This is a genomic window from Pseudodesulfovibrio sp. S3 (assembly GCF_004025585.1).
Taxonomy (GTDB): Bacteria; Desulfobacterota; Desulfovibrionia; order Desulfovibrionales; family Desulfovibrionaceae; genus Pseudodesulfovibrio.
This window is the reverse complement of record NZ_QTZO01000005.1, coordinates 131,220-153,091: the sequence shown is the minus strand read 5'-3', so window position 1 is coordinate 153,091 and position 21,872 is coordinate 131,220. Positions and strand designations below refer to the sequence as shown.

The 21,872-nt window shown below is 58.6% G+C and carries 22 protein-coding genes; 4 read left to right on the top strand and 18 right to left on the bottom strand.

Features of this window, described 5'->3' with window-relative positions; genetic code table 11:
* Positions 1-3: 3 nt before the first annotated feature.
* The 9 genes from DWB63_RS07665 to DWB63_RS07630 form a co-directional block, all read right to left on the bottom strand.
* Positions 4-1,398 carry a CpaF family protein gene (locus DWB63_RS07665; RefSeq protein WP_128328233.1) on the bottom strand — a complete coding sequence of 465 codons (1,395 nt, stop codon included), beginning with the start codon at positions 1,396-1,398 and terminating at the stop codon, positions 4-6.
* Positions 1,395-2,582, bottom strand: a complete 1,188-nt coding sequence (locus DWB63_RS07660; RefSeq protein ID WP_128328232.1) for a histidine kinase — start codon at positions 2,580-2,582, stop codon at positions 1,395-1,397. The genes DWB63_RS07665 and DWB63_RS07660 overlap by 4 nt, the downstream gene beginning before the upstream one ends.
* 24 nt (positions 2,583-2,606) lie before the next feature.
* Positions 2,607-2,759: a hypothetical protein gene (locus DWB63_RS17260; protein ID WP_164879813.1), complete on the bottom strand. Its 153-nt coding sequence runs from the start codon at positions 2,757-2,759 to the stop codon at positions 2,607-2,609.
* The gene (locus tag DWB63_RS07655) at positions 2,759-3,034 is read right to left on the bottom strand and encodes a hypothetical protein (RefSeq protein ID WP_128328231.1); all 276 of its coding nucleotides are present in this window, start codon (positions 3,032-3,034) and stop codon (positions 2,759-2,761) included. Before DWB63_RS07655 ends, DWB63_RS17260 begins: the two co-directional genes overlap by 1 nt.
* A 22-nt stretch (positions 3,035-3,056) precedes the next feature.
* On the bottom strand, positions 3,057-4,487 hold the full coding sequence (locus tag DWB63_RS07650) for a type II and III secretion system protein family protein (protein WP_128328230.1): 1,431 nt from the start codon (positions 4,485-4,487) through the stop codon (positions 3,057-3,059).
* Positions 4,488-4,497: 10 nt separating this feature from the next.
* Complete coding sequence (gene cpaB / locus DWB63_RS07645; protein WP_128328229.1) at positions 4,498-5,307, bottom strand: Flp pilus assembly protein CpaB; 810 nt, start codon at positions 5,305-5,307, stop codon at positions 4,498-4,500.
* A 12-nt stretch (positions 5,308-5,319) separates the two neighbouring features.
* Positions 5,320-5,868: an A24 family peptidase gene (locus tag DWB63_RS07640; protein ID WP_128328228.1), complete on the bottom strand. Its 549-nt coding sequence runs from the start codon at positions 5,866-5,868 to the stop codon at positions 5,320-5,322.
* Positions 5,869-6,010: 142 nt separating this feature from the next.
* Positions 6,011-6,190 (bottom strand): Flp family type IVb pilin, encoded by a 180-nt coding sequence (locus tag DWB63_RS07635; RefSeq protein ID WP_128328227.1) that lies wholly within the window; start codon positions 6,188-6,190, stop codon positions 6,011-6,013.
* A gap of 454 nt (positions 6,191-6,644) precedes the next feature.
* A complete protein-coding gene (locus DWB63_RS07630; protein WP_128328226.1) occupies positions 6,645-8,030 on the bottom strand; it encodes a sigma-54 dependent transcriptional regulator in 1,386 nt (461 codons plus the stop codon).
* A 262-nt stretch (positions 8,031-8,292) separates the two neighbouring features.
* Between DWB63_RS07630 and DWB63_RS07625 the strand changes: the two genes are divergently transcribed.
* The 4 genes from DWB63_RS07625 to DWB63_RS07610 all read left to right on the top strand — a co-directional run bounded on the left by DWB63_RS07625 (position 8,293) and on the right by DWB63_RS07610 (position 11,306).
* The gene (locus DWB63_RS07625) at positions 8,293-8,685 is read left to right on the top strand and encodes a TadE/TadG family type IV pilus assembly protein (protein ID WP_128328225.1); all 393 of its coding nucleotides are present in this window, start codon (positions 8,293-8,295) and stop codon (positions 8,683-8,685) included.
* Complete coding sequence (locus DWB63_RS07620) at positions 8,639-9,916, top strand: VWA domain-containing protein (RefSeq protein WP_128328224.1); 1,278 nt, start codon at positions 8,639-8,641, stop codon at positions 9,914-9,916. The genes DWB63_RS07625 and DWB63_RS07620 overlap by 47 nt, the downstream gene beginning before the upstream one ends.
* Positions 9,917-9,929: 13 nt before the next feature.
* Complete coding sequence (locus DWB63_RS07615; protein WP_128328223.1) at positions 9,930-10,397, top strand: TadE family protein; 468 nt, start codon at positions 9,930-9,932, stop codon at positions 10,395-10,397.
* Positions 10,398-10,577: 180 nt separating this feature from the next.
* Positions 10,578-11,306 carry a tetratricopeptide repeat protein gene (locus tag DWB63_RS07610; protein ID WP_241648734.1) on the top strand — a complete coding sequence of 243 codons (729 nt, stop codon included), beginning with the start codon at positions 10,578-10,580 and terminating at the stop codon, positions 11,304-11,306.
* Between the two features lie 516 nt (positions 11,307-11,822).
* Here DWB63_RS07610 and DWB63_RS07605 read toward each other — a convergent pair.
* From DWB63_RS07605 to DWB63_RS07565, 9 genes are all read right to left on the bottom strand, one after another.
* Positions 11,823-12,650: a carbohydrate ABC transporter permease gene (locus DWB63_RS07605; protein WP_128328221.1), complete on the bottom strand. Its 828-nt coding sequence runs from the start codon at positions 12,648-12,650 to the stop codon at positions 11,823-11,825.
* A 1-nt stretch (position 12,651) separates the two neighbouring features.
* Positions 12,652-13,716 carry a sugar ABC transporter permease gene (locus DWB63_RS07600; RefSeq protein ID WP_241648733.1) on the bottom strand — a complete coding sequence of 355 codons (1,065 nt, stop codon included), beginning with the start codon at positions 13,714-13,716 and terminating at the stop codon, positions 12,652-12,654.
* A 138-nt stretch (positions 13,717-13,854) separates the two neighbouring features.
* The gene (locus DWB63_RS07595; protein ID WP_241648731.1) at positions 13,855-15,165 is read right to left on the bottom strand and encodes an extracellular solute-binding protein; all 1,311 of its coding nucleotides are present in this window, start codon (positions 15,163-15,165) and stop codon (positions 13,855-13,857) included.
* 48 nt (positions 15,166-15,213) lie between these two features.
* Complete coding sequence (gene ugpC, locus DWB63_RS07590; RefSeq protein ID WP_128328219.1) at positions 15,214-16,311, bottom strand: sn-glycerol-3-phosphate ABC transporter ATP-binding protein UgpC; 1,098 nt, start codon at positions 16,309-16,311, stop codon at positions 15,214-15,216.
* A 36-nt stretch (positions 16,312-16,347) separates the two neighbouring features.
* Positions 16,348-17,403: an aldose epimerase family protein gene (locus tag DWB63_RS07585; RefSeq protein WP_128328218.1), complete on the bottom strand. Its 1,056-nt coding sequence runs from the start codon at positions 17,401-17,403 to the stop codon at positions 16,348-16,350.
* A complete protein-coding gene (locus DWB63_RS07580; protein WP_128328217.1) occupies positions 17,403-18,422 on the bottom strand; it encodes a LacI family DNA-binding transcriptional regulator in 1,020 nt (339 codons plus the stop codon). The genes DWB63_RS07585 and DWB63_RS07580 overlap by 1 nt, the downstream gene beginning before the upstream one ends.
* Positions 18,419-19,720 carry a galactokinase family protein gene (locus DWB63_RS07575; RefSeq protein ID WP_128328216.1) on the bottom strand — a complete coding sequence of 434 codons (1,302 nt, stop codon included), beginning with the start codon at positions 19,718-19,720 and terminating at the stop codon, positions 18,419-18,421. The genes DWB63_RS07580 and DWB63_RS07575 overlap by 4 nt, the downstream gene beginning before the upstream one ends.
* Complete coding sequence (locus DWB63_RS07570) at positions 19,720-20,769, bottom strand: UDP-glucose--hexose-1-phosphate uridylyltransferase (RefSeq protein WP_128328215.1); 1,050 nt, start codon at positions 20,767-20,769, stop codon at positions 19,720-19,722. The genes DWB63_RS07575 and DWB63_RS07570 overlap by 1 nt, the downstream gene beginning before the upstream one ends.
* A gap of 286 nt (positions 20,770-21,055) precedes the next feature.
* A complete protein-coding gene (locus DWB63_RS07565; RefSeq protein ID WP_128328214.1) occupies positions 21,056-21,868 on the bottom strand; it encodes a transporter substrate-binding domain-containing protein in 813 nt (270 codons plus the stop codon).
* Positions 21,869-21,872: the final 4 nt, after the last annotated feature.

The window sequence follows — 21,872 nt, the reverse complement described above, 5'->3', positions numbered from 1 at the left end:
GCCTTACCCCTTCATCCCGGCCAGGGCCTGGGGCGAGAGATCGAACATGCCCGATGTGAACGGACAGCCCATGCGCTCCAGACGTTCGGCGAACTTGGGCCGTATGCCGCGGGCGGTGAAATACCCTTCGACCTTGCCCGCTGAACTCACGCCAGTCTGCTCGTAGGCGAAGATTTCCTGCATGGTGATCATCTCCCCTTCCATGCCGGTCACTTCCTGAATGGAAATGACCTTCCTGGTACCGTCCACCATGCGGGTGGCCTGGATGATGACGTCGATAGCCGAAGAAATGTACCGCTTCATGGACAGGGGATTCAGATTCAGACCGGCCATGGAGATCATGGTCTCAAGCCGCATCAGTGCATCGCGCGGGGTGTTGGCGTGGATGGTGGTCAGGGAGCCGTCATGACCGGTGTTCATGGCCTGGAGCATGTCCAGTGCCTCGGAAGAACGGACCTCGCCCACGATGATGCGGTCAGGGCGCATGCGCAGGCAATTCTTGACCAGGTCACGCATGGTGATCTCGCCCTTGCCCTCGATATTGGCCGGGCGGGTCTCCAAACGGACAACATGTTCCTGCTTGAGCTGGAGTTCCGCCGCGTCCTCGATGGTGACGATGCGCTCTTCCTCGGGCACACTGCGCGACAGGCAGTTCAGCAGCGTGGTCTTGCCGGAACCCGTACCGCCTGAAATGAGCACATTGAGCTGCGTCTTGACGATGCCGTGCATGAGTTCGGCCATCTGCGGATTCAGGGAATTGAAGCCGATCAGGTCGGCCACTTCCAGGGGGTCCTTGGAAAACTTACGAATGGAGAGCGACGGGCCGTCTATGGCCAGCGGCGGGATGACCGCGTTGACGCGGGAGCCGTCCAGCAGGCGGGCATCGCAGAGGGGCTGCGATTCGTCGATGCGGCGTCCGACCATGTTGACGATGCGGTCGATGATCTTGCGCAGGTGGTCATCATCCTTGAACCGGGCCTGGGCCCGTTCCAGCTTGCCGGAACGCTCCACATAGATATGCCTGTAGCCGTTGACCAGGATATCGTTGACCGTGGGGTCCTGGACAAAGGGCTCCAGAGGGCCGAGGCCGATGACCTCGTCCTGGATTTCGGCCAGCATCCGCTTGCGCTCGGCCAGGTTCAAAGGCGCGTTCTGGAACTCGTCCCAGAGCAGGCCTTCGGTCACCTTGGCGATTTCAGAACGCATCTCGGTCTCGCTCAGGGAATCCAGGAGCGAAAGGTCGATCATGTCGATGAGCCGGTCATGAATACGGGTCTTGATGTCGAAATAATGGTCGGCAGCCTCAACCTTGGAGGTTCGGGTCTGCGCTTCCGCCTTGCCTGAGACAACCGGGCCGCGCTTGGCGGCATTTCTGTTCAGTCGTTCTGCGAGGTTCATAAGGTGGCTCCTGCAAAGGTGTCGCTGGCGTCCGCCCCCCTGCTCTTCTTGCGGAACAGGGAACCGAACGAGAAACCCTTACGGGTCTTGACGGGCCGGGGAGCCAGGGACTTGGCTATGCCTTCAATGACCCTGGAAACCGGAGACTTGGGATAGGCCAATGCCAGGGGCGTCCCCTGGTTGATGGAGGAAAGCACGGAATCGCCGTCCTCAGGGATCACCCAGGCAATCTGCCGTCCCAGAACTTCAGCCGCCTCGGACACACCTATGCTGGAATTCCTGGACACACGGGTGGCCACGAGCTGCATACGCCTGTCCGCGTCCGGGTCCTGGCTGCGAATGGCGTCCATCAGGCGGGAGGTCCGGGCCAGACACGGCAGTGACAACTGCATGGCAATCAGGATGGAGTTGGCCAGTTCGATTTCCTTGGGCAGGTCGTCATCACCGGTGTGGGCGGTGTCCACCACCACATAGTCGTAGCTGCTTCTGAGCTGCTCCAGAATGAGGAACAGATTGTGATTGCTCGGTCGTTCCGCATTGCCGGGTGCGGGCAGGACATGCAGGCCGGACTCGTGCTCGGCCATGACGCTGCGCAGGTAGGTGGCGTCAAGACGGGAAATGTCGTGCACCAGATCGCCCCAGGTGTATTCGTACTTGAGATCCAGGAAATAAGGCACTTCGCCCACGGGATGGCGCAGGTCGAACAGCACGGTGCGGCCCGGTTCGCGAGCGTTCAGGGCGCAGGCCAGACTGACGGCCAACGTGGTGGAACCAAGTCCGGCCTTGCTGCCGAGCAGGGTGAAAATCTTGCCCTTCTCGCCCTCGTCGCACCCCAGGCTGGAACGCATGGCAGTGCGCACGATGGCGGCACGGAAGTCGTTTTCGTCAACAGGGAACTTAAGATATTCACGGACGCCGCTGCGCATGGCCCGGATGAGGATTTCGGGGTCGGCCACATTGCCCGCCAGATAGACATCCTCAGCCTGCCCCGATTCCAGGGCCTGGATGATGTGGGGCATGTCCTCGGCAACGTTATCGCCCGGTTCGTAAATGAGCACGCCCATCTCGTCGGCCTCGTCTTCCACGAGACGGACCATGGAGTTGGCCGAGATCAACTGCTCGATCCGCAGACGCTGCTCCTTGTCGCTGATAGCCAGCGAAACCGGTATTATTCTGTTGTTCATGGTTCCCCCTTTCCCCCGTATTTTCTAGTTGGCCTTAATGACAGTGACCGACTGGCTACCGTTTTCCCCATAAGGCCGCAGATTTTCGTACAATGTCAGATCAAGAACCAGCACGGACAACATCAGGAGCACCAACACCAGCTCAGGCCAGTATTCGAACCGCCCCTGACCGCGCATCACTTATCCTCCACCACACCGAAAATTGATCCGAAATTCCGCTCTGACTTTTCCTTGGGACCGGCCTGATGCTTTTCAGCCGCTGCCGCAGCGTACTTGCCGTCCAAGCCCACCACCAGGGCATCGGAACCGGCCTCGGGATTGGCGGTCTGGCTGGCCACGGCCATGCGGACCGAGCTGCCGAACGGCGGCGTTGATTCCTTCGGGAAAATGGCACCGCAACCGGCCTGGAGCATGATTCCCACGATAGCGAGATAGATCATAAAGTTCTGCATGACGCTTCCTCCGCTCTCAAAATTACTTGGGCCAGGAATGGCCGAACTCCCCGTCGAATCCTGATTCGGGACGGACAACGGTTCCAGGTTCGGCAGCACCCACTTGCGCCGTGTGCGCGGCCTTGGTTCCCTTGTTGCTGTCCTGCCCTTCCAACAGGCCGAAGAGATAGAACTCCTTGTCGTCGGGTTCCTGGAACCCGTCAGTGGGCAAGGTCTGGGAATCCCTGTCCACGGGCTTGGCCAGGTGGGCGGTCACCAGGACCACCAGCTCGGTCTTGTTGCTGGAAAAATCCTTGGAACTGAACAGGGCACCCAGCACCGGGATCTCGCCCAATCCCGGGAACTTGTGGGAGTTTTCCTTCAGGGAGTCGCTGATAAGACCCGCGATAACGAAACTCTGGCCGTCACCCAATTCCACCACGGTGTTGGCGCGGCGCGTGGAGATGGTCGGCACTTCGTAACCGGCCACTGGTACCGACTTGGAATAATCCAGTTCGGAGACTTCGGGATTGACCTGGAGGTTGATGCGGCCGGAATTCATGACCGTGGCCGTGAACTTAAGACCAATGCCGTAGGGCTTGTATTCGATGGCGATGGTACCCAGTGAGCCAGGCATGGGGATTGGCACCTCGCCGCCGACCAGGAACTCGGCGGATTCGCCGGAGATGCAGGTCAGATTGGGCTCGGCCAACATGCGCACCAGCCCGTTGGACTTGAGCGCGTCTATCATGCCGTGGATGGTCGTACTGCCGGACCTGTAGCCACCGGTGAAGTTGATTCTGTCGGTCAGATTGAAAATGCCCTTTTCAGCATCGTAGCTGGTCAGGTTGTTGATGATGGAATAAATGGAGAAATTGGAGCCTATGGCCGCAAAGTTGATGCCCAGCCGCTTGGTCACGGCACGGGACATCTCGGCCACACGGACCTCCAACATCACCTGGTGGATGCCGTCCACGCTCAGGAGGTTGACCACCTTGTCCGGGGCGGCTGCCTGGGCCAGGGCGAGCACCGAAGTCAGGCTGGAAGTGCTGGAAACATACCCTGACAAGGTGACTGAATCGCCGGAAGACAACACCTTGACGTTCTGTTCTGCGGGTAAGATCTCGTGGATCATCCGCTTCAGGTGGGTAACGTCAGGAATGACCGCCACATCGAAGACATCGGACACCTGCCCGTCGGTCCACAGGGTCAAGGTGGTGGAGCCGAGTGCGGTGCCGGTAAGATAAATCTGTCGGGGAGAAAGAACCACGATGGAAACCACGGTTTCGGACCCGACCGAGACGCGGCTTATTCTTGACTCGGTGTTGATGACCGTGGACTTGCCCACCACCAGTCGAATCTCCTCCTGGGCTTCGGTCTCATACACCGCAGCCTGAACAGTAACGGCAGCCAGAAGGACCACCAGCACTATCAGGGCGGCGTAAACGGTTGTTATGGAGCGTATATTCTGCATGGTCGATCTCCTAGAACTTCACCGAGAAGCTGTTGCCGCCGGTAATGACCTCGACCTTTGACGCCCTGTTGGGACGAACCTTGGCCTTGGGCCGCAGGGCTGCCAAGGTCTTGGGAACGGAGGAACCTGTGGTCAGTATGTTTTCCTTGTCCTGCTCGTTGCGCAACGCGAAATGAAGGGTTCCCCGGGTGGCGGCCAGGGCCAGACGCTCAGATTCCTCAGGGGTCAGTTCCAGCGTATAGACATCGACAGAGGCGGCCTCTCCATCCTCGTCGGGCGGAGCAAGCTGGGTACCGGTCGCAATAACCTTGATCTGTTCAAGAACGAGCTTGGTAACCGGTTCTTCATTCGACCCCTTGGTCATGGAGACAATGACGTCCACCCGGTCGCCGGGACGAACAAACCCGGAAAGTCCCATAACGGCGTTGCCCTTGACGGCCATGGCCCGCTTGCCGGGCTCGATGAGCGCGGAAACTCCGCCGCCGATAACGGATTCGTCGGCCAACTTGTTGGCGGTGACGGCCTCGTTGGCACTCACGTCCTGGTTGAGCACACGTCCAGCCAGCTTCTCCGGGTCGGAAAAGGCACCGGAGGGACGGGAATCGGTGGTAAACTTGCGGACCTCGATCATTTCCTCGGTCAGCTTGACACCGCGCTTCAGGTCCGACTTGGCCACCATCACAGGCACCGTGCTTTCGACAGCGGCCACCGGAGCGGCCTGCTTCATATTGCTGACCCACATGAAAATGAGGACTCCCGCGACCATGGCAAGAATCAGCGACAGGCTGATCTGCACCAATGCTCTGGTTGACTTGCTCATGACATCTCTCCTTTAATACCCGCTGTGGATGGAACCGGTCTGCCAGGCATACATACCCATGGCGAGAGCGGTTCCAACGGCGATGGCCACACCGTAGCAGAGCCGGGGTATGACCTTTTCAGTGGTTACAGGGTCGAAGTCGAACTTGCGGGTTGCCATGAAGACATAAAAAGTGCCTGCAATATTGTGCAAAACGGCCTTCAGCACCTGGCGATTGAATGCCAGGACGCCGAGGGCATAGATTCCGCCAGCCATGGACGTGAACAGGAAGGCGGTGAAGGTCGCTTCCAGGCCGAGCCAGGCACCCACACCCGCCATGAGCTTGACATCGCCCGCGCCCATCACGCCCATGAAATAGGGAATGGCCATGGCGATGAACCCCAGAGCGAACCCGCTTGCCGCGAACTTCAAGCCCTCAAGGCCGCCGAACACGGTGTGCGTGGCGAACCCGGCCAGAATGAGCGGGAAGGTGAGCCAGTTGTAAATACGCTGGCACCTTATGTCCGTGATGGTAGCAGTGATGAGTGCCACTGCGAGCACGATGGTGACGAGAATATCCATGGTTCCCCCGATCTGCCAATGCCAACCTGTCTTGCTGTCTTCGCTTTCCCTCGAAGACAAAACCGGGGCTGACGGGACCGTCCCGCAAGCCCCGGTTCGGCTGCTCTGGCTGCTTCCGTTAAACGGTTAGCTCTGTTTCGATCTACGGCGTGACCATGGCGCCAGACATCTTGTCCTTGACGTAGGTAAAGGTCGCGACAACCTGATCGCCCAGGGCGGTGGTAGCAGTCGCAATACCGGCGGCGATCAGGGCGGCAATCAAACCGTATTCAATCGCGGTTGCGCCTTCTTCATCCCGGATAAGGTTCATAAGCTTCGTCATTGTCATTCTCCTTAGTTTGTTTCAAAGAATTTCAAATTTGTTTTGTTGCATCTCAGCATCAGCCACGCTCACCATATAGCAACCGGTGTGCCACAACGAGAAACCACTCGACACCACCATGAGCAACTCGCTTAAATAACATGATAAAATTTTATTCCTGAGGATTCAGGCGCAAGAACCCACCATTTTCAGCAAAGGGGAAATCTAATATTTATGGACTAAAAACAAACCTCAAAGGTCAAGAATTGATGAAAAAACTGTTTATATTCAGTATATTGCATTGATCTATTAAAAATAGATACGGCTGTTTCAGAAGCACCCGCCCACGCTAAACACGAACAAAGGCTGCGTATTGTCCGCCACGGCAATGTACCGGGCTGACAACAGCCCATAAAAGATGGATAAGGAGAGATTCTGCCCGGAGCGGCAGAGGGTCCTGGAGGAGAGAGGAAATCTAATTCTTAAATAATACCGGATTGATGCCGTGCTTCTTGAGCTTGTTCCACAGATTCTTGGCAGACACGCCCAGCGCGCTCGCTGCCTCGGTCTGGGTGCCGCCGCAGGCCCGGAGCGAGCTTTCTATGAGCATCTTTTCGTACTGGTTGAGGGCCTGCTTGAGGGGCAACCCCTCGCCCGTGGGCAGGGTCATTCCTGCATCGGCCGCAGGGCGGGTGTTGGAAAAGGCCTGATCCACCTCGGCGGGCGTGATCCGTGTGGAGGTGCAGAAGATGGCGGCACGCTCCACGGCATTGGCGAACTGGCGCACATTGCCCGGCCAGTCGTAGTTGTAGAAGATCTCCATGGCCTCGGAAGACACGGCGACGATGTCGGTCCCGAGCCTGCGGTTGGCCCGATCCAGGAAGAATTCCGCCAGTTGCGGCAGGTCGGACTTGCGGTCCCTGAGCGGCGGCAGGATAAGGGTGGCCACATTCAATCTATAGTATAGATCGCTGCGGAACTTGCCTTGCTGCACGTGCTGCTCCAACTCCTGGTTGGTGGCCGCAATGATGCGCACGTCATACTTGATGGGCTTGGCACCGCCCACACGCCCGGCCTGTTTCTGCTCCACGGCCCGAAGCAAACGGGGTTGCAGATGGAGCGGCATGTCGCCGATTTCGTCGAGCATGAGCGAGCCGCCCTCGGCCAGCTCGAACTTGCCCTGCTTCATGCTGGTGGCCCCGGTAAAGGCCCCCTTCTCATGGCCGAAAAGCTCGGACTCGATGAGGCTTTCGGGAATGGCCGCGCAGTTGATCTTGACGAACGGAGCCTTGGCGCGGGAACTCAGGGAATGGATCGTATCCGCCACCAGCTCCTTGCCGGTTCCTGTCTCGCCCATGATCAGGACATCGGCATTGAGTCCGGCGATCCGGGCAATGCGCTCCTTGACCTCCATCATGGGCGCGGATTGGCCGATGATGTTGTTCAACGGACTGGTCCCGCCACGGCGCTTCAGTTCGGACAACTCCACCTGGAGCCGACGCTTTTCCAGGGCACGGCGCACCACCACTTCCATTTCCCGCAGGGAGAAAGGCTTTTCGAAATAGTCGTAGGCCCCCTGCTGCATGGCCGTGACCCCGGAATCCTTGGATGCATAGCCGGTCATGACGATGACGTCGACGCCCGGAGCAACCTTGGTCAAATGCTTGAGGGCTTCCAGCCCGGACATGCCGGGCAACTGGATGTCATGGAGGATGAGATCGAAATTGCTCGCCCCGGCCTTTTTCAAGCCATCTTCGGCGGTCGACGCGGTGTCCACTTCATAGCCCTTGTCGGCCAACACTTCGACCAGCATCCCCTGGAAGGCTCGATCGTCATCGACTACAAGTATTCTTTCCGGCACAATCCTTCTCCTACGATGTATTTTTCCCGCGCAGCATAATCCTACACGAATCAGAGACCCTTATCCACAAAAAATAGACTGCCGCATCATTCACCGTCTACCAAACCGGCACTCCTGGTTGGTGTTTCAAAATATTATTTCAATTATTTTATTGAGATACAACCACTGCACACCCTGTTCAAGAAACTTTGGCACGTACAATGCTCATATAGGATTACCCCGGAATCCAGCCGGGGAAAAACGGAACGCAAGGAGAACGGGAATGAGAAAGAGAGACGACAGACGACAAGGGCTCGCAGCCGTCGAATTTGCCTTGTTGCTTCCCGTCCTGGCCCTCATGATCATGCTTTTGGTTGAAGGGGCCAATGCCATGCACACTTACTCCGCCCTGGTAGAAGCCAGTCGGGAGGGAGCGCGACATGTGCTCATGCAAGGGGACGCAGCAGATGTTGAGGCGTTGGTTGACGCTCTTGTTGCCGACCTCAATGCCCAGGACCTGTCCACCAAGGTGGTCACGGACCCGGTCGCCAATACAATCACAGTAGAGGTTTCTTATGATTACCGACCGTTCGGAAGCGATAATGGTGCAACAATCCTCGGAGGCGAAGATGAATCATTCCAGATTGTCGCACAGACCACCATGCCGATGCCATAAATCCCGCAAGGGAACCGCAAGCATACTGATTGTAGTGCTCCTCCCAGTACTCCTGGGGTTTGTGGGCATCGCCATTGATATGGGCAACATATACATGACCCACACCAAGCTGCAGGCCTCGGTGGATGCCGGGGCATTGGCCGGAAGCCTTGAGCTGCCTTACGACCCCGACCTCTCCAAGGGTATCGTGAAAAAGGCGGTCGAGGACATGGTCGCCGCCAACATGGAATCCGCCGTGGTCATATCCGTGGTGGCCGGAACAGAAATCCGCAGTGTGAAAGTCATGGCCCAGGCCGAGGTCAAGATGCTGCTCATGGAAGTCCTCGGCATTGCCGACAGTGTCGTCGAAGCCCATGCTTCAGCCGGATTCAACAAGCTTGAGGTGGTCTTTGTCGTGGACAACTCCGGCTCCATGAAGGGCACGCCCATCGACATGGTCAAACAGGCATCCATCGAACTGACCGAACTGCTCATCCCGGACGGCGCCACCCCCGACACCAAGGTCGGCATGGTCGCCTTCAGGGGCAAGGTCCGCATCGGCGAAGGCGTGGAAGGCTTTGAACCCGGTTGCCACAATGCGGACGGCAGTCTCAACACAGGCATCCATGAAGATTTCATGGACGACTACTGGGCACTGTCCGATTATTATAGAAGATACATCACCCTGGACACCTGCTCCGACCTGCCCGAGGCCCTGCCGCTGAGCCAGGACAAGGATCTGATCATTTCCTCCATCAACACCCAGACCGCTACGGGAGCATCGTCCGGCACGGTCATCCCCGAAGGCATCAAGTGGGGCCGTCACATCCTGACCAGTGAAGCCCCCTACACCCAGGGCGGCGACAAGGAAGACTTCCGCAAGATCATGATCGTGCTGACAGACGGCGACACCGAGGACGGCGAGTGCGGCGGCCCCTACCGCGCCTATTATCGACCCAACAACTACTGGACCAATGCATACTTCGGCATGGGCGTGGATACTGCCCACTGCGAGGACGGCGGCGTGCTCAACACGGACATGCTGTCAGAAGCGCAGGCAGCCAAGGACGCGGGCATCGAAATCTTCACCATCCGTTTCGGCACCTCGGACAACACGGACATCGCCCTCATGAAACAGATCGCATCAAGCAAGGCCGGCACTGACGACCACTATTTCAATGCCCCGTCCGTGTATGACATCCCCGACATCTTCAAGCAGATCGGCAAGCAGCTCGGCTGGCGACTGCTCTAGGGAGGTTTCCATTATGCTCAAGAACCAAAAGAACTCCCGACGCGCCGGGGTTGCGGCTGTGGAAATGGCCCTGATCCTGCCCATCATGTTCGTGCTGGTCATGGCCATCATAGAAGGCGGCAATGCCTATTACTCCTGGCTGACCGTACAGAAGGCCGCGCAGATCGGAGCCAGGTTCGCCGCGACCGGCAGGGGTGATGAGGAAGGCACACGTTTGAGCCAGATCATCGCCACCACTGAAGCCGGAGTGGCCGCCCTGAAAAACGGCACCATCGACATCTCCGTGCGCTCCTGGCCCGACCTGACGGCCACGGGAGACGGCATCGACAACGATCCCGGCGCACCCTGCCAACTGGCAGAGGTAGCCGTGCTTTACAACTACGAGCCTTTTACACCGCTGGTCAGTCCGCTGCTCCCTGATACCATCCCGCTGCGCGGTTATGACCGAAAGGTCAACGAACCATGGAAGCCCTGCGATTAACCACCCCCCCTCCCCTCCACGAAAAGCCCCCCCCGGGGCTTTCTCTTTTTCGAGGCACGGGTCGCACATCAAGCATGAATAATCATTGATCTATGTCCCAACCTGCGATATTCTTTACAAGATGCATAAAAGATGCATTTCCTAAAAAAAGACAATGAGCAGGACAGGGAGCTTTGGCCCGTGAGCGATTATCCGACAATACTCGGCGTGTATTCCCTCCAACTCGACGCTGAGTTGGGAACCGGTGGAACTGCGTCCAAGCATGAGAACGTCACCTATTGGTATGCCCGACAGTTGTCCGGTACGGAGTTCGAAATCCAACCGCTCAACGCACACCACGTTCCTTCCGGGGTCCGCAGCGTCCTCAATGAAATGGATTTTCTCAAGCAATACACACCCGAACCGACCTTTTATAGAATCCACACGGTACCCGCCCTTGAGACGCTCAAGCGGAAAATCCAAATGGGCCAGGAAGCCTTTGCCGAAGGCAAACTGGACGAGGCCGAACGCCAGTTCATCAAGGCGCTGATGATCGACGACAAGAACGTCGACGCAAACTACGGACTGGGAGAAATCTACTCCGAAAAAAAAGAATTCGACAAACTGAAAAAAGTCTTGGACACCCTGCTCGGCCTGGACGAGGCCTTTACCTATGAGTTCCGTCAGAAGTTCAACGAATTCGGCATATCCCTGCGCAAAAACGGCCACTATGACGAATCCATACGGTATTATGAAAAATCCCTGGAGATCGTGGACACGGACGAAAACGTCTATTTCAACCTGGCACGGGTCTTCTTTGAAAAGGGACAATACGGCCCGTGTGTCGACAACCTGGAACACGCCCTGGAGATCAATCCGGGCTTTATCGAAGCACAGAAATTCGTCAAATACTGCCGGAAAAACATGTGACGAGCTGACTCCGGCTCCCCTTTTTTACTCCCCCCCTTGCCAAACACGGATGCATGTCTATATTTTCAACATGTATTCATGTGTGATTTTTTCGGCCAAAAGCGAAGGCCGGTTTCCCATACAATGACCCAGGAGGCTCCTATGCCCAATATGGATTACCCCGGACCGTGCCTCTCCTGCATCGACCATAGCTGCGGGCTGTGGGATGAAAACATCACGGAGAGCAAGGACGAACGTTCTGAAGAAGAAGAAAAGTAACTCTGAGAAACACCAAATAAAAGGCCTTGCCGTATAAACGGCAAGGCCTTTTCTCTTCAACGATTGGAACGGCTTCGGGTACAAGGCATCCGGACAACGGCTCTTCCTCCTCTCACGAAGCAACCGGATGAGGCTTGTGAGAGTGGTGTAGCTGCGCATTTTCTCCCGGCCGAGACAACCGCAGCGTAGGCTGACTACGCGAGGATCGGATCGGACGGGAAAAATGTGCAGATGCGCCGCTATCGCAAGCCGCCCCCTCTATTCTTTCACCGAACCCGCCAACAACCCCCGAATGAAGTATCTTCCAAGGAAGATATAGATGCACAATACGGGCACGGCAGCCATGATGGAACCGGCCATGGGCAGGTTCCAGGAAACCGCCTGACCGCCAGCCAGTTGAGCCAGCCCCACGGTGATGGGGTTGTCCGCATGGCGCGTCAGACAGATGCCCCAGAGGAATTCGTTCCATATCTGGGTGAACTGCCACAGGGACGTGACCACGAATCCCGGAATGGAAAGCGGGAACACGATGCGCAGATAGATGGAGAAGAAGCCCGCGCCGTCCAGTCGGGCGGACTCGATGAGCGCGGTCGGAATCTGGGCATAGAAGTTGCGGAAGATCAGCGAGGTGATGGGCAGCCCGTAAACGATGTGCGCCAGGATCAGGCCCGGCAGACCGCCGTACAGATTCATGGCCCGCAGGGTCTGGAACAAGGGAATCAGGATGACCTGGTACGGGATGAACATGCCGAACAGGAACAGGGTGAAGACGATGTCGGACCCCTTGAATTTCCACTTGGAGAAGACGTACCCGTTGAGCGACCCCAGCATCGTGGAACCGAAGGTAGCGCAAATGGTCAGGATGATGGAATTGATGAAATTGGGCCGAAGCAGTTCGATTGCCTCGGAAAAACTGGCCCAGTTGAACACGGGCGGCAGCTCCCAAGCCGAGGGCAGGCTGATGTCCGCAGGCATCTTGAGGGCGGTCACGGCCGCCATATAGGCGGGCATGAGGAAAAACAGGGCCAACACGGTCAGGATGCTGTACAGGAACACGCTGCCGGGGGTGATCTTGGAACGTACCATACTAGTCCCTCCCCCGCTGCCGGTACTGTCCGACCAGATACGGCACGATGAACATGGCCGCTATCAGGAAGAGCACGATGGCAATGGCCGCGCCCCGGGCAAAGTCGTTGGAACGGAAGGTCGTCAGATACATGGTCAGGGCCGGATGGCCTGTTTGGGCATTGTCCGGTCCGGTCATGGCAAAGATGAGGTCGAACATCTTGAGCGAGATGTGGGACAGGATGATGACCGCGGAAATGGTGATGGGCTTGAGCATGGGTATGGCGATGTGCCGATAGTAGCCCACCTGGGTGGCCCCGTCGAGCATGGCCGCGTCGCGCAGATCCTGGGAAATGCCGTTGAACCCGGCCAGGTAGAGGGCCATGGTATAGCCCGAATACTGCCAGATGGTGGCCATGATGATGCCGAGCGTGGCCATGTTGAAGCCGTGCTCCTCTTCCATGAACAGGGCATCCGGGATGATGTCCCCGAACAGCCAGACGAACGCACCGATGACAATGCCCGGAATGAGCCACCGCCCGATCGCCCGGCCCTGGTCCCTCCTGAGCATGAAGAGGCCGACCAGAATCAGGATGAAGGCGGCCATGAAGAGCAGGATGCGTAACAGATCCTGCCAGTTGAAGACCAGGATGGCGGCCTGACTGGAGAGCCAGCTGAAGGTCATGGGCTTGAGGCCCACATACGTGGGCAGGATGTTGATCCCGCCCTGGGGAGCGAGCAGCCAGCGCCAGATGGTGCCGGACACGATGAAGGAAAGGGCCATGGGGTAGAGGAATATGGTCCGCAGGACATCCTCGCCCCTGGGCTTCTGGTCGAGCAGGATGGCGATGAACATACCCAGGCCTACGGCTCCGGCCAGAAGCAGGACGGAATAATAGACCGCGTTGACCAGGTCCTGGCGAAATCCGCTGCCCAGGAATCCGGTGAACAGGTCGATATAGTTGTCCAGGCCGATGAAATTCTTTTCCGGCTCAAGCGCCAGCGAGCCAGAGCCGCCCCAATCGGTCATGGAGGTCCAAATGGTGTTGCCGATGAACCCGTAGACAAAGACGCCTACGAGGATCATGGAAGGCAGCAACGTAAGAAACGCCTTGATTCTGTCGTGCGAGGCTTCCCGCATAATATTCAACCCACTCGCTGTTGATGCATGGCTCACCGGTGCCGGGGACAGACGCCCCCGGCGCCGGCGGGCCTTTTAACTCAATTAGATCCCGGCCTTCTCGGCCAGCTGGGCGCACGCCTTGGCGGCAGCCTCAGGACTCTTGGACTTCAGGAACATCTCCATGACGGAAGCGAATCCGCCCATGAAGGTCTCGTTGGCGGCAACGCCGTGAGCCAGGGAACCGACCACGCGGTCCTTGCCGAAATCGGCGGCAGCGGACTGCAGGTAGCCGTTGTACTTGCTCAGGTCGGAGTCGGTACGGGCAGAGATGGAACCCTTGAGCGGGTTGAACGTGTCAGAGCCTTCCTTGGAACCGAGCACCTTGAGCCAGGCAATGGCGTTGTCACGGTGCGGCGATCCCTTGGGCAGACCGAAGGAGTCGGCCAGGAACATGAACTGGCCGGAAGTGCCGGGCGAGGAAAGCCAGCCGTAGCCTTCGCCGGGTACCAGCTTCTTGGTGGTGGTCATGTAACCGGCGGCCCAGTCACCCATGATGTTGAAGGCTGCACGGCCGTCAAGGACCATGTCCGTGGCCTGCTGCCAGGACAGGGAGGAAGCGTCGGCATTGGTGTTCTCAAGGACCTTGCCGAACAGGCTCCACGCCTTGACCCCTTCAGGGGAATCAAAGGCCAGCTTGCCGGACCACAGGGCGTCCCAGTTGTCGGCACCCATGGAGGCCAGGGCAACGGACTCCCACAGATGGTTGGCGGTCCAGTTCTCGGCCAGGGCCAGGGGAATGATCCCGGCGGCCTTCAGCTTGGCGGCGGCGTCAAAGAACTCGTCCCAGGTCTTGGGCGGATTCACGCCCCATTTCTCCAGGTTGGCGGGCACATACCACATCACGTTGGAACGGTGGATGTTGACCGGAACAGACCAGATGCCTTTGTCGGTGCCGATGAGCTTGACCAGCCCTTCAGGAAAGGCGTCCATCCAGCCCTGCTCTTCGAACAGGGGGGTCAGGTCTTCCATGCGGTCAGCCTTGACCCATGTGCCGATCAGTTCCTGACCGGCGTGGACCTGGAAGGAATCCGGCGGCTCACCACCGAGCATGCGGGTCTTGAGAACCGCCTTGGCATTGACACCGGAACCGCCAGTGACGGTGGCGTTGATCACGTTCACGTCGGGGTTCTGTTTTTTGTAGATCTCGATCAAAGCTTCCAGAGCAGGGCCTTCGTCGCCAGCCCACCAGGAGAAGATTTCCAGGTCGTTGCCTTTGGCCGGAGCAGGGGCGGGAGCTTCCGCCGTCGGAGCCGGAGCTTCTTCGGCCTGCTGTTCCTTCGGCTCTTCACCACAACCCAACAACAGAAGCATCGCTGCTGTTAACACCAAAAAACTTGTCAGAATCCTTTTCATGATACCTCCATGGAACGATTTACTTCATCCGGTTACACAATTAATAACTCAACGAATCGCCAAGGTGGTCTCCGGGTCAAACAGGACCATGCGGTCGAACTCGAAGCCGATGGGAACCACCTCGCCCGGGTGGGCGATCACGCGCCCTTCCACCTCGGCGAGAAGGTCATTCTCTCCGTCAATCACGATCTCCAGGTGGGAGTGACCGCCGAGAATCTCGGAGACCACCACTTCGCCCTGACACCACCAATCCTTGGGCAACTTCTCGATTCCTTCGCCCATCTTGATGGAATCCGGCCTAAGCCCTGCCAGCACGGGAGCACCGTCCGTCAAGGCCTCGGCCTTGCCGTCCGTGACCGGAAATCTTGATTTGCCCACTTCCACGCACCGTTTTCCGTCCAGAACCCGGAAGGTGCCCTCCAGAATATTCATGGGCGGATTGCCTATGAACTGGGCCACGAAAACATTGTCGGGCTGCTCGAACACCTCGATGGGCGTGCCCACCTGCTGGATGTAGCCGTCCTTGAGGATGACGATACGGTCGGCCAAGGTCATGGCCTCGATCTGGTCATGGGTGACATATACCGTGGTGGTGGACAGGCGCAGGTGCATCTTCCTCAACTCCATGCGCATCTGGGTGCGGAGCTGGGCGTCCAGGTTTGAAAGAGGCTCGTCGAACAGGAACACGTCGGGGCTGCGGACCAAAGCCCGGCCCATGGCCACGCGCTGCCGCTGTCCGCCGGAAAGCTCGGACGGTTTGCGATCAAGATACGGCTCCAACTCCAGAATACGCGCAGCCTCGTCCACCTTTGTCTCGATGTCGGCCACGGACTCTTTGCGCATCTTCAGGGAAAAGCCCATATTCTCGCGCACGGACATGTGCGGGTACAGGGCATAGTTCTGGAAGACCATGGCCACGTTGCGATCCTTGGGCGAAACCTGATTGACAACCCGGTCACCTATGGAAATTTCCCCGGAACTGATGACCTCCAGACCCGCGATCATGCGCAACACCGTGGACTTGCCGCACCCGGACGGCCCCACCAGGACAATGAACTCGCTGTCCATGATGTCGAGATCAATGCCGTGGACCACTTCCACGTCACCAAACCGCTTGACCACTTTTCTCAATTGTACGTTTGCCATGCTATCCGTCTCTTTTTCTTGTCACAGCGTACTGTGCTACTTCACAAAAAACTTGTACATTATTGACTGCCGATACACGGCTCCCGGTTCCAGGGCCACAGAGGGAAACCCGGCCCGATTGGGAGCATCGACGAATCCTTGCGCCTCCAGACAGAACCCGAACCTTCTACCATAAACAGCTCCATCCTTGCCAGCCATCCTTTCCGGGATATGGTTGCCGCAATAGAACTGCACGCCCGGGTTGGCAGTCCAGACCTCCATGCCCCGTCCGGACACGGGTTCATGGACCGAAGCCGCCAGCTTGACCCCCTCGCTGTCGTCATCAAGCACGAAGAAATGGTCATACCCCTGTCCGATGCAGAGCGCCGGGAAATTCGCCTCGATGCGGCTTCCCATGCTCACGCCGTCAGTGAAATCAAGGGGGGTTCCGTCCACCTCGGCCAGCCGTCCCGTGGGAATCAACTCCCGGTCGGTCTCGATATATCTGTGGGCCGGAAGAGTCAGCACATGGCCGAGACAATCCGAGCCGGGTTGACCCGACAGATTGAAATAACTGTGATTGGTCATGTTGACCACGGTGAGCCTGTCCGTGGTGGCCGAAAAATCCAGGCGCAGGCCGTCCTCCGTCAGGGTATACATAACGCGTGCCTCCAGATTGCCGGGATACCCCTGCTCCCCGTCAAGGCTGGCATACATCAGAACCAACTCCGGCTCCACCCCGTCGGTCACCGATTCGACCCGCCAGACACGGGAATGAAATCCCCGGCCTCCGCCGTGCAAATGGTGGCTGCCGTGGTTCTGATCGAGCCGGTGTTCCCGGCCGTCCAGGAAAAATCTGGCATTGGCGATCCGATTGGCCACCCGGCCCACGAGACACCCGAAAAAACACTGATCATCGAGGTAGCCGTCCAGAGACGGGTACCCCAAAGTCACGTCGGCCATGACGCCTTTCCGATCCGGGGCGGTCAGGCGAACGACCACTCCGCCATAGGATGCAATGGACGCTTCCATGCCGGACGCAGCAGTCAGGGTGAACAGGTCCACGGGCGTACCGTCGCGGGCGACGCCCCATTGTTTTTGCGCAATGCCCATCAGTTTCCCCTCGGTGCCGAAGAACCGCGAACCATGAGTTCGGTCTCCAGGGTCACGGTTTCCGGCTTGAAATCGACACCTTCCCCAATCTGCCGAAGCAGCAGGGACACGGCCGTGCGGCCCATCTCAAAGGCGGGCTGGTAGACCGTGGTCAGCGCGGGTTCGATGAGTGCGGCGGCCTGAGTGTCGGAAAAACCCACCAGGGCCACGTCAGCGGGGATGCGGATTCCGGCTTCCTTGAACCGGATGAACACCCCCACGGCCACGGGATCGTTGATGGCCAGGATGGCGTCGGGCAGCTCATCCATGGCAAGATAAAGCTCGGCCCCTCTGCGGCCGTCTTCCTCGCGGTATCCTCCATGAAGATAAAATTTTTCCTCGACGGCAAGGCCGTGGGCATGCAGGGCGTCACGATATCCCTCGAACCGATGCCGATTGAGGGCAATGCCCTCCTGTCCTGCAAGATGGCCTATGCGCCGGTAACCGGAGGCTATGAGGTGCTCGGTGGCTCCGAAGGCGGCGGCATAGTCGTCCACCACCACCTTGCCCGTATCCAGCGCCTCCACCACCCTGTCGAACTGGACCAGGGGAACGTTCTGCCGGATGACGCCCGACAAATGTTCATACCGGGTCGTCTCCGAAGAAATGGCAATAAGCAGCCCGGCCACGCGGTTCGCCACCAGGGCCTGGACGTTGAGAACCTCGCGGGCCAGATTCTCGTAGCTCTGGCAGACCATGATGGTATAGCCGTGCTCGTAGGCTATTTCTTCTATGCCACTGATGACATTGGAGAAGAAATGATGTCGTATCTCCGGGACGATAACGCCGATGGTGTTGCTGCGTTTTTTTTGCAGGGACTGGGCCAGTTGGTTGGGCTGATAGTGATGTTTCTCGGCGGCCTCGTTCACTCTCCGTTTGGTGGCCGAACTGATGTCGGGATGGTCGCGCAGGGCCCGGGACACTGTGGACGGCGAGACTCCGAGCTTGCGGGCGAGGTCCTTGATGGTGAACTGGCTCATCCGCTCACCCCTTTGCCGAGTCTGATGCAGTCGAATCCGGGTCTGCGGATCTTGAGCGGCATGACCGAACCCGGGCCAAAAACCGTTTCCATGAACCGGCCGTACTCACCGAACCGGACCTTGGGCACATAGGCCTGAATGGTCCCGGCAAAACCGCCGCCCTGAACCCGACAGGCACCGTTGCCGGACAGGAACTTGTCGGTAAGGGCCAGGGCCAGGGGGATGGGCTGCTCCAGGTAGTTGGCGGTGGAGATGCAGTTCTGCAGCAATCGCCAGGAAGAATCACCGGCCTCCCTGACCAGACGCAGGAAATAGGGCATATCCCCGGCCCGGAGCGCAACGGCCTGCTTCTGGGCCCGGTCGTTTTCCTCGATGAAATGTATGAGCCGCAACACACCCCGATCTCCGGCGGCCTCGCGGACACGCCCGACCTGTTCCAACACCTGCCGGATGGTCAGTCCACGTGCCTTTTCCTGCCCCAATGCCTTGGCGGCCAGTCCCATCTCATTGGGGATGGCAGCGTACTCAGGCGTCAGGTCCGCGTGGCTTCCCCCGGTGTCCACAACCGTGAGTTGATACTCTGTCAGATCGAAATCAAAGGGCAATTCGGTGACCACGGGCGCGGAAGGGTCCTTGAAATCAATGGACAATATGCCCTGGGTGGCGCAGGCGAGCTGGTCCATGAGCCCGCAGGGTTTTCCGAAAAAGACGTTTTCCGCCTCCCGGCTGACAATGGCCAGGTCCAGGGACGTGCGTTCTCCCCGATTGAAGAGATGATTGAAAATCTGCCCCACGCAGACCTCGAAGGCGGCCGAGGAACTCAGCCCGGCCCCAATGGGCACGCTGCTGGCGATGCAGGCATCGAAACCGCCCACAGGCCAGCCGCGCGACCGGAACCCGGCGGCCACGCCGCGCACCAGGGCCTGAGCGGTGCCGTCCTCTTCCGGGCGGGGCATGAGGTCTTCAAAGTCCACCTCGATAACCTCGGAAAAGCCTTCTGACCGAACACGGATAAGGGTCCCGCCCGTTGAAGCGGCCACAGCCAGGCAGTCGAAATGAACGCCCGCAGCCAGGACCATGCCATGGTTGTGGTCGGTGTGGTTGCCGCCCAGCTCGGTCCTGCCCGGAACGTTGACGAGAATAACGGGCGAACCTTGATGCCATTCCCCCATGCGTCGCAGAAGATCATGGTACCGCTGCCGCTGCACGGGCAGGGAGGCCGTCCCGTACAACTCGGTCAGGGTCGAATCCAGGCCGCCGCGATCAAGGGCCTGAAGATAGGTTTCAGCGGTCGGCATCAATCCGCCTCCATGTAGTGGACCTCGGCCTGCTCCCGCAGACGGGCGGCAGCGGCTTCCGCCGTGAGGTCGCGCTGGGGCATGGCCAGCATCTCGTACCCGACCATGAACTTCTTGACCGACTGCGAGCGCAGAAGCGGGGGATAGTAATGGATGTGGAAATGCCAGTGCGGATATTCGACGCCATCGGTCGGGGCCTGATGGATGCCCATGGAATAGGGAAACGAGGTCTGGAAAAGATTGTCGTAGCGCACGTTGAGCCGGACCATGGCGTCTGCCAGATCGGCCCGCTGGGCCTGGGTCATCTCCAGGATGTTGCGCATGTGCACCTTGGGCAGGATCATGGTCTCGAAAGGCCAGAGCGCCCAAAAGGGAACCAGGGCCACAAAGGATTCGTTTTCGAAAACGACCCGCTCTTGCCGGGCCAGTTCGGTCTCCAGATAGGAGCAGAGCAGGCACCGGTCCCGGTCATGGAGGTGCGCAGCCTGACGGACGTCCTCGGTCGCCGGGTACATGGGAACGCTGCGGGTGGCCCATATCTGGCCGTGCGGATGGGGGTTGGAACAGCCCATGGCGGCCCCCCGGTTCTCGAAGATCTGGACGTATCCTATGTCGGCGCGGCCGCCCAGCTCGGCAAATTCGGCGCACCAGACATCCACCACCCTGGCGGCCTGACCGGCCCCAAGCCTGGCAAGGGTCAGATCGTGGCGAGGAGAGTAGCAAATCACCCGGCAGACGCCTGTTTCAGGCTCGGCCACCAGCAGATCGTCCGCACCGGCGTCTTTGCCGGAGTCATCGGGCGGTTCGGGCAGGAGCGCGGCAAAGTCGTTGGTAAAGACAAAGGTATCCGCATAGTCGGGATTGACCGCTCCTCCGGCCCGGCCATTGCCGGGACAGAGATAGCAACCCGGGTCATAGGCAGGCAGGGCCACCCTGTCAGGCTCTTCCTGCTGCCCCTGCCAGGGCCGCCTGGTCCGGTGCGGCGACACCAGAACCCACTCTCCGGTGAGCTGATTCAACCGCCTGTGTGGATGATCTTCGAACTGCATGGATTCCCCTGATATACGCCCTTCGAAAAACACGGAACGCCAACGCCACAGACTTTCAGCATGGCATCGCAAACGTTACCGCAAACGTTTGCGGTTAAAAAAAACACCATATAAACACTTTTTTGTCAATATGGCGTCACGGAATAATCACCTCCGTGCATCATGGAAATACACAGGGTGCCTTCGCCGTGCGCACGTTTTTCGGACGGGACCGATCCCGATCGGTCAGGCATCATGATGTCAATCCAGGTGAAGGGAAATGCTGAATAACCGAGCCCCGGCAAAATCACTCCGACCGAGCGATCGGCAAATGAAATTCGACCATTTCGTTGTAGCGCGGGGATTCCTTCAGACGACGCAGTCCCCGGTTGAAACGGTCCATCAGCTTCTGGACATCCTTCACCCGCAGGGACAGGACAAGGTGATTAGTTTCCTTGAAAATGGGACGCGGATGATAGGTGATGGACCGTGCGGCCTTCTCCGACAGCGAGTGCTTTATCTCGTACAGTCCTACAGCCAGGTTGCAGGCATAGACATCGATACGTCCGGCCGCCAGCATCTTCATGCCCGAGGCATAGCTCCTTGCGACATTCAGCGTCCCCTTGCCCGAGGCCATTATTCCATCCAGGGGATACTCATCCGCGCTTCCCAGGGCCACGCCCACGCGCAGATCCTGAACGTCAGTCAGGACAGTCCAGTCGAACGGCCTGTCCTTCCTGTGGAAAAATACCCGTTGGGATTCGAAGAGGGATTCGCTGAACAGGAAATCCTTTTCCCGCTCATCAAGCCTCAACCAACCGGCGGAACCGACGGCAGGACCGGTCCGGGCCTCGCTCAGGGCGCGTCTCCAGGGCAGGTATTCATAGACGACTTCGATGCCCTCAAGGGCGAAGCTTTCGGCGATGATCTGATTTCCGAGGCCGCCATGGGGGAGGTTCTGCGAATAATACGGAGGCCATTCACCGGTGGTCAGCAGGACGGTCTCCGCCCCCATGGAGACAAGCGGACTGGTCAGCAGCAGCAACAGGAGAAGTGCATATGCGGCCGCAACCCGGCAGCATGATCCGGTTATATCCCGGAGCCTTCCCCTGCTCCTCATGAGA

Excerpts from the sequence above, each read along its gene's own strand:
- DWB63_RS07665 (WP_128328233.1), bottom strand. The coding sequence starts at position 1,398 with ATGAACCTCGCAGAACGACTGAACAGAAATGCCGCCAAGCGCGGCCCG.
- DWB63_RS07660 (WP_128328232.1), bottom strand. The coding sequence starts at position 2,582 with ATGAACAACAGAATAATACCGGTTTCGCTGGCTATCAGCGACAAGGAG.
- DWB63_RS17260 (WP_164879813.1), bottom strand. The coding sequence starts at position 2,759 with ATGCGCGGTCAGGGGCGGTTCGAATACTGGCCTGAGCTGGTGTTGGTG.
- DWB63_RS07655 (WP_128328231.1), bottom strand. The coding sequence starts at position 3,034 with ATGCAGAACTTTATGATCTATCTCGCTATCGTGGGAATCATGCTCCAG.
- DWB63_RS07650 (WP_128328230.1), bottom strand. The coding sequence starts at position 4,487 with ATGCAGAATATACGCTCCATAACAACCGTTTACGCCGCCCTGATAGTG.
- cpaB (WP_128328229.1), bottom strand. The coding sequence starts at position 5,307 with ATGAGCAAGTCAACCAGAGCATTGGTGCAGATCAGCCTGTCGCTGATT.
- DWB63_RS07640 (WP_128328228.1), bottom strand. The coding sequence starts at position 5,868 with ATGGATATTCTCGTCACCATCGTGCTCGCAGTGGCACTCATCACTGCT.
- DWB63_RS07635 (WP_128328227.1), bottom strand. The coding sequence starts at position 6,190 with ATGACGAAGCTTATGAACCTTATCCGGGATGAAGAAGGCGCAACCGCG.
- DWB63_RS07625 (WP_128328225.1), top strand. The coding sequence starts at position 8,293 with ATGAGAAAGAGAGACGACAGACGACAAGGGCTCGCAGCCGTCGAATTT.
- DWB63_RS07620 (WP_128328224.1), top strand. The coding sequence starts at position 8,639 with ATGAATCATTCCAGATTGTCGCACAGACCACCATGCCGATGCCATAAA.
- DWB63_RS07615 (WP_128328223.1), top strand. The coding sequence starts at position 9,930 with ATGCTCAAGAACCAAAAGAACTCCCGACGCGCCGGGGTTGCGGCTGTG.
- DWB63_RS07605 (WP_128328221.1), bottom strand. The coding sequence starts at position 12,650 with ATGGTACGTTCCAAGATCACCCCCGGCAGCGTGTTCCTGTACAGCATC.
- DWB63_RS07600 (WP_241648733.1), bottom strand. The coding sequence starts at position 13,716 with ATGATCCTCGTAGGCGTCTTTGTCTACGGGTTCATCGGCAACACCATT.
- DWB63_RS07595 (WP_241648731.1), bottom strand. The coding sequence starts at position 15,165 with ATGAAAAGGATTCTGACAAGTTTTTTGGTGTTAACAGCAGCGATGCTT.
- ugpC (WP_128328219.1), bottom strand. The coding sequence starts at position 16,311 with ATGGCAAACGTACAATTGAGAAAAGTGGTCAAGCGGTTTGGTGACGTG.
- DWB63_RS07585 (WP_128328218.1), bottom strand. The coding sequence starts at position 17,403 with ATGGGCATTGCGCAAAAACAATGGGGCGTCGCCCGCGACGGTACGCCC.
- DWB63_RS07580 (WP_128328217.1), bottom strand. The coding sequence starts at position 18,422 with ATGAGCCAGTTCACCATCAAGGACCTCGCCCGCAAGCTCGGAGTCTCG.
- DWB63_RS07575 (WP_128328216.1), bottom strand. The coding sequence starts at position 19,720 with ATGCCGACCGCTGAAACCTATCTTCAGGCCCTTGATCGCGGCGGCCTG.
- DWB63_RS07570 (WP_128328215.1), bottom strand. The coding sequence starts at position 20,769 with ATGCAGTTCGAAGATCATCCACACAGGCGGTTGAATCAGCTCACCGGA.
- DWB63_RS07565 (WP_128328214.1), bottom strand. The coding sequence starts at position 21,868 with ATGAGGAGCAGGGGAAGGCTCCGGGATATAACCGGATCATGCTGCCGG.